The organism is Psychrobacillus sp. (genome assembly GCF_056205495.1).
Window position 1 is genome coordinate 1 of record NZ_JBAEAP010000332.1, and the last position, 11,608, is coordinate 11,608.

Consider the following 11,608-nt stretch of genomic DNA (forward strand, 5'->3'; position numbering starts at 1 on the left):
TCTGCACGGAATGTTGGTCCAAAGGAGAATACTTTTCCTAATGCCATCGCTGCAGCTTCCATGTATAGTTGTCCTGATTGAGATAAATATGCATCCTCATCAAAATATTTTGTATGGAAAAGCTCTGAAGTTCCTTCAGGAGAAGATCCAGTTAAGATTGGTGGATCCATTTTTACAAATCCATTTTCATTAAAGAATTCATATGTAGCACGAATTATTTCATTACGAATTTTCATAATTGCGTGTTGTTTTCTAGAACGCAGCCATAAATGACGGTTGTCCATAAGAAATTCAGTTCCATGCTCTTTTGGTGTAATAGGATAATCAACCGCAGCGTGAATTACTTCGATTTCTTTTACTTGTAGCTCATATCCAAAAGATGAGCGTTCATCTTTAGTTACTTCTCCAGTGATATACATAGAAGTTTCTTGAGTTAACCCTTTTGCTGTTTGGAAAATTTCTTCTCCAACAACTTCCTTTACTACTACTCCTTGTACAAAGCCGGAGCCATCACGTAGCTGTAAAAAGGCAATCTTTCCGCTAGAGCGCTTGTTCGCTAGCCAAGCACCAAGTTTTATTGTTTCTCCAACATGGTTGGCCATATCTTTAATCATAATTTTTTTCATGTTGTCCTCCATTAGTCATAAATAAATTTTACAAATTGGATATTCTCTTCCACCAGTCGCCGTTATCAAATAATAGATAAACGTAGTTTAGATTATTCTTTGAATTGACAAAGGTAATCTCCCATACAGGGCCAACCTCTTCCACACCTAGCTTAGCGTGGAGCACCTTACTTTCTTGCTCTCCATCTAAAACGATGGAGATGGCTTCTTCTTTTGATATACCCTCTTCAAAGCTTACCTCCATGATAGGCTCTTCATTTGCCTTCAAGGGGATAAAAAATGCTTTTTTGGAGCCATCTTTTGTGTTACCTATAATCGTCTGATAAGAGTCGGTACTATTATACACATAGGACTCATCAATTGTCTCCAATAAGTTATTCTTTAGTGTATAAGATTCTGCAGACGTTAAGGCTTCCTTAAATGGCTCCCGAGCCTGAGTATATATAAGAATGCTAAGGATTGCGGTTAGGCTAATTGTAAAAATAACGATAAATAATAGCCATCTTTTAAGTGCCATATTTAGGTCCTGTAAATGGTAAAGACTGCTTTTTCTTGGTCTTCTTTATCTAATGCCAATCCAAACATTAAATCCTTTTCCTTCAAAGAACGGTTCAATGCATCTACTATTTTGTATAGATCTGATTGGTATTGTACGGTGACGGTGGAGATGACTTCGATTTTGTTTTCCATATTTCTACCCGCTTTCTAATACTCATCCTTATTAGTATACCAATTTTCTAGCTCTAAGACTATATTTTCTAGCGATACTTTCTTTACAGGTATGTTAGGAATCGCCTGTAAAAAATCAACCCCATACGACTTAGTCTCAATTCTTCTATCTAAAACGATAAATACTCCCTTATCAGCGGAGGAACGAATTAAACGACCAAATCCTTGTCTAAATCTTAGAACTGCTTCTGGTAAAGAGTAGGATGAAAATGGGTTAAGCCCGTTTTTGCTCATTAATTCTGCACGTTTTTTAAATAACGGGTCATCTGGTGAAGAAAAAGGTAAACGCACCATGATCACGACAGACAGTGCCTCCCCTGGCACATCTACGCCCTCCCAAAAGCTATTGGTGCCGAAAAGTACAGATTTTGAGAAGCGTTGAAAGGATTTTAATAGACGCATTCTACTGCCTGTTGTAATCCCTTGGGCAAACAGCATATAATCTTCGAGTAGGTTAGTCTCTTGTATTAACTCAACCGTTTTTCGAAGCATATCCTGTGAGGTAAATAGTACAAAACATCTTCCGCCAGTTACTAGCACTGTCTGAACAATTGCTTCTGCCACTGACTCAATATAGTCAGATTGTGAAACTTGCTGAATATCCGGCATATCTTCAATAATTAGGAGCTCTGCCCCATTATAAAAATTAGATTCTACTTTAAATTGATGAATCGGTACACTCGAACTAAGCCCTAGCTGAGAAGTGATAAAATATTTGTTAGATGGTACGGTCAAAGTCCCCGACGTCCAAATAATACCTCCGCTATCTCTTAACGGTGCCATTGCTTCTTTTATATCCTCTTGATAATCTAATGGTCTTTTGATGATAGTAAGGCTCCCTGGCACACTTCTATTATCTAGTTCGAGCCATTTTGCCTCTTCTTCACCATCCTGAAGAAATATTTCATCCCATTCACTTACTTTAATCTCTAGCTCCCGCAGCCAATATTCCCACTCGTTTACGATAACTATTAATTGAGGATCCAATAGGTTTTTCTTGGACGAGCCGATATATGGCTTTGTGGAATAAATAAACGTCTGCAGATTTTTAGCTACTTTTATAAAATATGATTTATCTATTTCTAACTCTTCCATCGTATTCGTACGTTTCGTACTTTTAGATTTATGAGGGAAGCTTTGTATAGAAGAAATGATGTGAGACATAGCAAGATCAAACGACTCTACAACATTCACAAAAAGCTTCTCTATGCGGAGCCGTACGGATAGAGAGACGTTTATAAGCGACAGTTTGTAAAGTAGATGATCGGTATCTAACGTTCCAAATTGGCCTAAAATATATTTCCAATTAGTATAAGAAAAAATACGTTCTTTTCGAGAAATACTAGCATGGATCATTTGATGTGCTTCATCAATGATAGTTGCACAGCCATTCTGTAAAAGTTTAACTTCTCTGTCCTTGTCTGCTATGATCATGGAATGATTCGTCACAAGTATATCGCAATGCTTACTCCGAAGAAGTGCTCTCTCATAAAAATCAATTCCTTTAACGTCGTTTATCATCTTCTCAGACGTTCTTCTTATTTTATCAACAAAGAGTAAACCACCTCCAGAGACATTAAGCTCAGAAAGATCACCCTCCTCTGTCATAGTAAGCCAAACTAAAATCTGCATGATAGTGAAGGTTTCATCATACGATTCATCCTCCTGCTGAAGATGTTCCCAAAAACGATAAAGGTCAATATAGTGGTTAATCCCTTTTAGTTTAGCTACTCGAAGATTTATGTTCAGAATGTCATAAAGCTTCGGTATTTCCTCAGTTATTAGTTGATCAATAAGATGAGTCGTATAAGTACTAATAATAATTGGCTTTCCTTGCTCTATTCCATAAATAGCAGCAGGGATTAAATACCCCAATGTTTTACCTATCCCAGTCTCGGCCTCACATACTATTTCTTTAGATTCGGACAGCGCTACGTGGATTCTATCCATAAGCTCAAATTGGCCAGCTCTTTCCTCTAACTTTAAACTTCCTTGTTGGAATAACTGCTTCTTTTCGTCCAAAGAGCTTGGGTAAACTAGCTCACTATGCGTTGGAAGAGGCTCATCTCTGTCATATTGTAAAGGGATCCCTCGATATTCTAAATAATCCTGTGAGTCATACATTTTTCTTTTCATCGTCAGCACTTCAAAAAATATAAGAGCTAGATTAGATTTTAATTGAAAGGATCTCTTATGTAAAAGTTCTATTGTTTTCAAAGGTAGTGTTTGTAGCTGATTAAAACATTTCAGCAGTAAATAAGCTGTAGCCTTCGCATCATCATCTGCTCGGTGGGCAGATTCTAGCTCTATATGTAGCTCATTTGCTATATCCTGAAGTTTATAACTATAAATATTAGGAAACATCAGCTTTGCAAATTCCACTGTATCAATCGATTTACAAACTAATTTAGGCAATCCTACACGTTTTAGCTCCTGCTGAAGAAACGTTAAGTCAAAGTTCGTATTATGAGCAACAAAAATATGATCTTGCAGCATTTCCAACACTTTTGGGGCAATCTCTTCAAATATAGGAGCATCCTTGACATCTTCTTCCTTGATGTTAGTTAGATCCTGAATAAATAGAGGAATTGGTTTTTGCGGATTTACAAACGTATTAAAGGAGCCCGTTATTTTATTATTTTCTATAAAAACAATTGCAAGCTGAATAATTCGGTCACCATTGGCAGATGAATGGCCTGTTGTTTCAATATCGACAACTGCATATTTATGATTTTCCAACACACTTCATCTCACCATCATTAAAATTAAAAGCATTCTAACAAGCGCTCGAGCACTGCTTTTTAAAAATTGTACCACATTACTTTATTAGAAACGAAAATTATGTAGGACTAAAAACAATTAAAAATATTATTCCCTACTTCTATCATTCTCAAATAAACAATTTAAATCCTATTTAGATGAAAAAATGCACAGATCTAGCTTGTTAGTGAGAACGTTGCAGTAGCAATAAAAAACAAAGCCCCTGAAATTTTACGATTCGTAAAATCTCCGGGGCTTTTGAAATCAAGTGGCTTTTTTCTCCAGCCACCTCCACTTGCACTTATTACATTACTGTTGCTTCTGGCTCGTAGTTAATTATTTGGTTAATCGTATTATCAGAGTTCATAATTCCTACTGTTGGACGATGGTTTTTTGCTTCTTCATTCATTACGTATGCATAAGACAAGATGATTACTATGTCTCCACGTTGAACAAGGCGTGCTGCAGCTCCATTTACACAAATTACACCACTTCCACGTTCTCCTGCAATAATATATGTTTCAAAGCGTGCCCCATTATTGTTATTGACAATATGAACCTTTTCATTTGGCAGCATTCCTACTGCATCCAAAATATTTTGGTCAATTGTAATACTGCCTACATAGTTTAAATCTGCCTCAGTGACTACTGCTCGGTGAATTTTACTGTTTAACATCATTCTTAACATTATTACTGCACTTCCTTCATATTAACTATTATATTATCAATTAATCTTGCTTTTTCAAAAAATACGGCAGCTGCAAATAAAACTTCTTCCGTGTACTCGTTTACAGGTTGGAGTGTTGGATAAGCCAAAGCCTCCAGGTAATCTATTTTACCAGATGTATTTTCAATTATATATTGTTTAGCTTCAGCAATAGCTTCTTGCACGTCCCCAGTGCGAAGCGCGTTCTCTTTTGCCAGTGTGAGTGCCTTGTAAATATGAGGAGCAACTTCACGTTCTTGCGCGCTAAGGAATACATTTCGCGAACTTTTAGCCAATCCATCTTCTTCACGTATAGTTGGAACAGCAACTATTTCTAGCGGAAAATTGTATGCTTCAACAAACAGCTTAATAATCGCAAGCTGTTGAGCATCCTTTTGCCCAAAGTAGGCCTTTGTAGGTTGAACTAAATGAAATAGCTTAGATACTACTTTCAGTACACCATCGAAGTGACCTGGACGTGTGGAACCACATAGTTTTGTGGAAATATCACCAGCCTGTATCGTAATCCCACTTTCAAAAGGATACATTTCATCAGGCGTTGGAACAAATAGTAAATCTACTCCAGACTCTACAGCAATCTTTGTATCTCGTTCCATATCTCTTGGATATCTATCTAAATCTTCGTTTGGTCCAAACTGTGCTGGATTTACGAAGATACTGGCAACTACGAATTCGTTTTCTGTTCGAGCTTTGGTAAGTAGCGCTTGGTGGCCTTCATGTAGATAGCCCATCGTTGGTACAAAACCAATAGAGTGTTGTTTATGTTGTGAAATAATTGCTTTAAGTTCATCAATCTTTTGTACTGTTTGCATGGCTAGGGTTACCTCCGTATAGTTGGTTTAGTTGATCATCCTTCATGGTGAAAGAATGCTCGGTAGCAGGGAATGCACCATTCTTTACTTCCTCTACGTACTGCTTAATACCACTCAAAATAGGTTCCCCCACATTTGCATATTCTTTTACGAACTTCGGTATATGATGAGATCCATACTTAACCAAGTCATGGAAAACTAATACTTGGCCGTCCGCAGTCGAACCAGCTCCTATTCCTATCGTTGGTATCATGAGAGCAGTCGATATTTGCTCCGTTAGCTGATAAGGGATACACTCCAACACAACAGCACAAGCTCCTGCCTGCTCACATTTTTTTGCATCTTCAATTAGTTTTTGCGCAGCTTCTGCAGTTTTTCCTTGTACTTTATATCCACCAAGAACTCCTGCAGATTGAGGTAACAATCCTAAATGAGCGACTACCGGTATACCAGCAAATGTTAGCTTTTCAATGACAGGTATAATTGCTCCTGCTCCCTCTAGCTTTACAGCCTGCGCACCTGTTTCCTGCATTAATCGAACTGCGTTAGAGAGCGATTGATCGATATTACCGTGATATGTTCCAAAAGGCATATCCACAACTAAAAATGTATTCGGTGCACCTCTCCTAGCAGCTTTACCATGATGAATCATATCATTCATAGTAACTGATACCGTAGAATCGTACCCCAGCACTACCATCCCAACTGAATCCCCTACTAAAATCATATCGACATTAGCTTCTTCAGCAAATTTTGCCGTTGGAAAGTCATAAGCTGTAATCATAGAAATCTTTTCTTCATTACTTTTCATTTTCAAAAAATCACTCGTTGTTTTCATCCATTTCCCTCCTTATAAAATTATTACCTCGGTCTAGCACATAAGCTTACCTTTGGTAAAATAGAAGAGAAAACCAAATATAAAGCCCTTCAATCCTAACTTGGACAGAAGGGCAGAAAATTTAAATTCATCGGTTTTCTCCGTCCCTGTCATTCATAGATCAAGGCAGACTATTTAATTTTAAAAAAGTAACTTACCGGTGTAGTTCTAAATAGATACTACCCTTCGCATACAGAATAACAGAATTAGACGAAAACGTCCAAATTAAATTTTGAGTAAATCAATATCAGCCGAATAAATACCTTTTATTTCCCCATTATCTAATTGAAGCTGCAAAGCTCCATCATTAGTAATGCCAATAGCTAGTCCCTCAATTGTATCCCTAAGCGTAGTAGCTCTAATCCTATTGCCAATAGTACAGTTATAGCTCTCCCAAATGAGTTTAATAGGCTCAAAACCTAGAGTGACGTACATATCACTATATTTTTCAAGATAAAATAGAACTTTGGCAGCAAGGTGAGCTCTGTCTACGTGTTCTCCAGCTTCCAACTTCAAAGAAGTGGCAATGGATTCAAGTGCCCCTTCAAAGGATTCTGATGTCTGGTTTACGTTGATACCCATTCCAATAATAATGGCTTGTACACGGTCCATATCTGACTGGAGCTCGGTAAGGATGCCAGTCACTTTCTTCCCCTTAATGAGCAGATCATTGGGCCATTTAATGCTTGGCACACAGGTTGTAGTATCTTCTATTGCTCTGGCGATTGCTACAGCAGCTACTAACGTAAACTGTGCAGCAAATTGGGGACTAATATTAGGTCGTAGTATGAGACTCATCCAGATACCCTTACCAGCTGAAGATTCCCAAGAACGGTCTAGTCTACCACGACCCGCAGTCTGCTCCTCTGATACAACTAACGTTCCATGAGCGACACCCTCTCTCGCTTTGTTTGTAGCAATCGTCTGAGTAGAGTCACAAACCGGATAATATATAATATTTCTACCTAGTACTTTTGTTTCGAGATGAAGTGAAATACGTTCACTAGCTAAAGTATCCGGCATCTGTTTAAGAATATAGCCTTTTTTCTTTATAGCTTCAATTTCGTAGCCTTCTTCTCCAAGTCCTTTTAGATACTTCCATACCATCGTTCTAGAAATCTCTAGTTCTTCTGCGAGTGCTTGACCAGAAATTGGGTCTCCCTTTGCAGCCTGGAGTCTAGAAATAATTCTTTCCTTAATTGATATACTCACGAAAAAACCATTCCTTTATCTGTGCTCTGTCGTTTTTAAGTTCTTCGTTCAAAATCATTATAGTTAATTTATCTAAAGCTTCTTTAATCCAAGGGCCTCTTTTTTCCTGCTTCCATTCCATTAAATCATTCCCACTAACTACTACATCTCGCTTAGACGAAATAGCTAACTTCTTTTTTTCTTCTATCAAGATCTCTGGGGTATATGAATGCTCGATATTAAATAGGACCCTGCCATAGCTCGCTGCTGCAATCAATACTTCATCCGAAAACTGAAACAGCTCCACAGAATCCCAGCTCCCATTATTCAAAGATTCCACAGCACGGAGCACTTCCTTGACGTGTTTTTTTTCTGAATTGGAGCATTTAAAGGCAGAAAGCAGCTCAGTATGGTTAGAATCTTTATTCATTAATATGAAAAATGCCCATCCATTTGCTTTCATCCCAAAGCTATTAAAATCTCTCCATTTAGAGATTGAATCTACCCAATTTCCTACAAAATGTCTCGATAGCCCTGTAGAAACAAACAGTTCCATTCCTTTTGAGGGGTAATTACTAACCCAAATTTTCTCTAGCTCTACTTTTACTCTCTCTATAGAGATATGGCTGATTAAAGGATGAAGCTCTTCAATGGCAGCTTGTGTGGAGCTATCTAAGGTGAAATTTAATTGTGCTGAAAAACGTATAGCTCGTAGCATTCTAAGGGCATCCTCGGAAAACCGTTCCTTTGGGTTCCCTACAGCCTTGATCGTTCCTTTTTCTAAATCGGAGCTTCCTCCAAAGAAGTCGATTAACTTATCTTCTTTAGTTAAAGCCATCGAGTTAATCGTGAAATCACGTCTCTTTAAATCTTCCTTAAGCGTATGAACAAATTTAACTTCGTCCGGTCTTCTATGGTCACTATATGTAGTTTCCGATCGAAAGGTTGTAACTTCAATTGGTTCTGATAAAACAACAAGAACGGTTCCATGTTCAATACCTACATCAATGGTATGTTCAAATAATTCTTTTACTTGTAGTGGTAAAGCATTAGTTGTTATGTCTACATCGTTAGCTTGCACACCTCTCACGAAGTCTCTTACCGCTCCACCAACCACGTATGCTTCGAAGCCAGCATTTTCAAGTACGGAGATTACTTTATAAGCATCTGGCCATCGATTTTCCATTTATTTTTTCGCCACTCTTTCATACATCTTTTCATATTGCTCAACTATTTGCGAGGAGCTAAAGCGTTCCTTAACAATTTGGACTGCTCTTTTCTTTAACTGGTTATGTAAATGAGGATCCTTCAATATTTTTAGACCATATTCGGCAACACTGTCTATATCTCCAAGAGGTACCAAATATCCATTTTCACCAGGTATTATTACTTCTGGTATACCGCCGACGGCAGTTCCAATACATGGGACCTCACAAGCCATTGCCTCTAGTAATACTAACCCAAATGACTCTTTTTCAGATAACAGTAGCATAAGATCTGAAATGGAATATAGCTCTGATACATTTTCTTGCTTTCCAAGAAATAGAACGTCTTTCTCAATTGGCTTGCCCTTTACATATTCCATGACGGGATGCTTTTCTGGACCATCCCCAACTAATAGGAGTTTTGCTGGGACTTCTTTATGCATTAATTCAAAGCTTTTTACAACATCCGGAACATGCTTGACTTTCCTAAAATTGGACACATGGATGACAACCTTTTCATCCTCTTTAATGCCTAATAATTCTTTTAGGTTGTTTGCATCCTTTTTGTGATACTCTCTTTCATCCACAAAATTATATATAGTCTCAATATCTTTTTTGGTCGTGATTAGCTCTCTTGTTTGTTTAACTAATGATGTAGAGACGGCTGTAACCACATCCGACTTTTCAATTCCATACTGAATGGCTCCAGTCAATGATGAATCATAACCAAGAACAGTAATGTCTGTCCCATGCAAAGTAGTAACAATACCAATATCAGAATTAGCCATATCCTTAGCAAGGATTGCGCAAACCGCATGTGGTATAGCATAGTGGACATGTAGAACATCTAAGCCCTCATCTTGAATTACTTCGGCCATTTTATTAGCCAAAGCAATATCATAAGGGGCATATTGGAATACAGAGTAGCTATTTACCTCCACCTGGTGGAACGTAATAGTTGGATAAATTTTGTTTAAACGAAAGGGAACACTAGATGTGATGAAATGGATCTCATGCCCTTTTTCAGCAAGCATTTTTCCTAGCTCAGTAGCTATAACTCCGGAACCACCAACAGTAGGATAGCAAGTGATACCTATTTTTAGTTTACGCATGTATATGTCCTCTTTTCTTTATCTACCCCGACGTTCTTCTAAAAGACGCCAGTCTAGAAACCCCTCTTCGATTCCTTTAAGGAGAATTTCCGCAGTACCCATATTAGTAGCCAATGGAATTTGGTAAACGTCACAAAGGCGGATTAAAGCTGTAACATCCGGCTCGTGAGGCTGCGCTGTAAGGGGATCACGAAAGAAAATAACCATATCCATTTCATTATTAGCGATAGCAGAACCAATTTGTTGGTCTCCGCCTAGTGGACCTGATTTATACCTAAAAACAGAAAGACCGACCTCATTTATAATCCGTGTACCTGTTGTACCAGTAGCAAATAATTCATGCTCTTCAAGAATAGGCTTATACGCTGTTACAAATTGTATTAAATCCTCTTTTTTCTTATCGTGAGCCACCAATGCGATTCTCATCACGTTTTCCTCCTATAAAATAATCTCTTCTAATCCATATATTAATTTATTTTGACACATTACTTCTTTAATAGACAATACCACACCAGACATAAAAGAGCCTCTATTGAATGAGTCATGTCTCAATGTTAAAAGTTGACCGTCTCCGCCTAATAACACCTGTTGGTGAGCGATTAAGCCTGGCAAGCGAACACTATGAATTCTCATGCCTTCAAAATTCGCCCCTCTTGCACCAGGAAGGATTTCTTCCTCCTGTGGATGTCCTTGCGCTGCCTCTGTTCTAATGTTTTGTATCATTTGAGCAGTTTTAATAGCAGTGCCCGAAGGTGCATCTATTTTTTCGTCATGATGCATTTCAATGATTTCTACGTCCGGTAAATACTTTGCAGCAGTTTGGGCAAATTTCATCATTAATACTGCACCAATAGAAAAGTTAGGTGCAATGATACAGCCAATTTGCTTTTTCTCCACTAAATTCCTAATACTATCTAATTGTGCATCAGAAAATCCTGTCGTTCCAACTACAGGTCTTACACCATATTCTAATGCTGTTATTGTATGGTCATATACAGCAGATGGAACTGTCAAATCCACTAAAACATCTGGAGCAGTTTCTTCAATTAATTCAGTTAAGGAAGTAAAGATAGGTATATTATCTCCTAGAGTTTCTTCAGTTTTTTTAGAATCTAGTAGTCCAACCAATAAAAAATCTGCATTTTTAATAACAGTACTAACTGCTTCTCTTCCCATTTTACCTCTTGGTCCTGCTATAGCTACTTTAATCACCATAGTTAGTCCTCCTTTTTAGTCCAGCGATCTTTATCTCGAGTGTTATATTTATGTAAAACCTTATGTAAGGCATCTTCTAAATCTATGCCTTCAGAGTTAGCCAGACAGATTAACACAAAGAAGAAGTCTCCCATTTCATCAGCCAATTCTTTTTGTACTTCCGTATGCTTCTTTTTCTTAGTACCATACTTATGTTGTACCTCTCTTGAAAGCTCACCTAGCTCCTCTGTTAATCTTGCTAGAAGCTCCATAGGAGGAAAATAGCCTTCTTTAAATTGGTTTATGTATGTATCAACTTCTTGTTGAAGCATATTTAATGATTTTGGTTCTTTCATTAATCTCACTCTCCTTCAT

General features: G+C 37.7%; 13 protein-coding genes. All 13 read right to left on the bottom strand.

Annotation, left to right across the window (positions count from 1 at the left end; all coding sequences use genetic code 11):
• Nucleotides 1–626: amino acid--tRNA ligase-related protein (locus AC06OU_RS09840; RefSeq protein WP_475855496.1), on the bottom strand; the 626-nt coding region annotated here is incomplete at its 3' end.
• A 28-nt stretch (nt 627–654) separates the two neighbouring features.
• The gene (locus AC06OU_RS09845) at nt 655–1,143 is read right to left on the bottom strand and encodes a cell wall elongation regulator TseB-like domain-containing protein (RefSeq protein ID WP_475855497.1); all 489 of its coding nucleotides are present in this window, start codon (nt 1,141–1,143) and stop codon (nt 655–657) included.
• 2 nt (nt 1,144–1,145) lie between these two features.
• Nucleotides 1,146–1,316, bottom strand: a complete 171-nt coding sequence (locus AC06OU_RS09850; RefSeq protein WP_144536843.1) for a YpmA family protein — start codon at nt 1,314–1,316, stop codon at nt 1,146–1,148.
• A gap of 15 nt (nt 1,317–1,331) precedes the next feature.
• Nucleotides 1,332–4,097 carry an ATP-dependent DNA helicase DinG gene (gene dinG / locus AC06OU_RS09855; protein ID WP_475855499.1) on the bottom strand — a complete coding sequence of 922 codons (2,766 nt, stop codon included), beginning with the start codon at nt 4,095–4,097 and terminating at the stop codon, nt 1,332–1,334.
• A gap of 322 nt (nt 4,098–4,419) precedes the next feature.
• The gene (panD, locus tag AC06OU_RS09860) at nt 4,420–4,803 is read right to left on the bottom strand and encodes an aspartate 1-decarboxylase (protein ID WP_169359553.1); all 384 of its coding nucleotides are present in this window, start codon (nt 4,801–4,803) and stop codon (nt 4,420–4,422) included.
• A 2-nt stretch (nt 4,804–4,805) separates the two neighbouring features.
• Nucleotides 4,806–5,654 (bottom strand): pantoate--beta-alanine ligase, encoded by an 849-nt coding sequence (gene panC / locus AC06OU_RS09865; protein ID WP_475855500.1) that lies wholly within the window; start codon nt 5,652–5,654, stop codon nt 4,806–4,808.
• Nucleotides 5,632–6,492, bottom strand: coding sequence for a 3-methyl-2-oxobutanoate hydroxymethyltransferase (gene panB, locus AC06OU_RS09870; protein ID WP_475855502.1), 861 nt, complete (start codon nt 6,490–6,492; stop codon nt 5,632–5,634). Before panB ends, panC begins: the two co-directional genes overlap by 23 nt.
• 264 nt (nt 6,493–6,756) lie before the next feature.
• Complete coding sequence (locus AC06OU_RS09875; protein ID WP_475855504.1) at nt 6,757–7,743, bottom strand: biotin--[acetyl-CoA-carboxylase] ligase; 987 nt, start codon at nt 7,741–7,743, stop codon at nt 6,757–6,759.
• Nucleotides 7,727–8,908 carry a CCA tRNA nucleotidyltransferase gene (locus AC06OU_RS09880; RefSeq protein WP_475855506.1) on the bottom strand — a complete coding sequence of 394 codons (1,182 nt, stop codon included), beginning with the start codon at nt 8,906–8,908 and terminating at the stop codon, nt 7,727–7,729. Before AC06OU_RS09880 ends, AC06OU_RS09875 begins: the two co-directional genes overlap by 17 nt.
• Nucleotides 8,909–10,039 (bottom strand): N-acetyl-alpha-D-glucosaminyl L-malate synthase BshA, encoded by a 1,131-nt coding sequence (bshA, locus tag AC06OU_RS09885; RefSeq protein ID WP_475855507.1) that lies wholly within the window; start codon nt 10,037–10,039, stop codon nt 8,909–8,911.
• An 18-nt stretch (nt 10,040–10,057) separates the two neighbouring features.
• Complete coding sequence (gene mgsA, locus AC06OU_RS09890) at nt 10,058–10,465, bottom strand: methylglyoxal synthase (RefSeq protein WP_169359559.1); 408 nt, start codon at nt 10,463–10,465, stop codon at nt 10,058–10,060.
• Between the two features lie 12 nt (nt 10,466–10,477).
• Nucleotides 10,478–11,254: a 4-hydroxy-tetrahydrodipicolinate reductase gene (dapB, locus tag AC06OU_RS09895; RefSeq protein WP_475855508.1), complete on the bottom strand. Its 777-nt coding sequence runs from the start codon at nt 11,252–11,254 to the stop codon at nt 10,478–10,480.
• A 2-nt stretch (nt 11,255–11,256) separates the two neighbouring features.
• Nucleotides 11,257–11,589: a nucleotide pyrophosphohydrolase gene (locus AC06OU_RS09900; RefSeq protein ID WP_475855509.1), complete on the bottom strand. Its 333-nt coding sequence runs from the start codon at nt 11,587–11,589 to the stop codon at nt 11,257–11,259.
• Between the last annotated feature and the right edge of the window lie 19 nt (nt 11,590–11,608).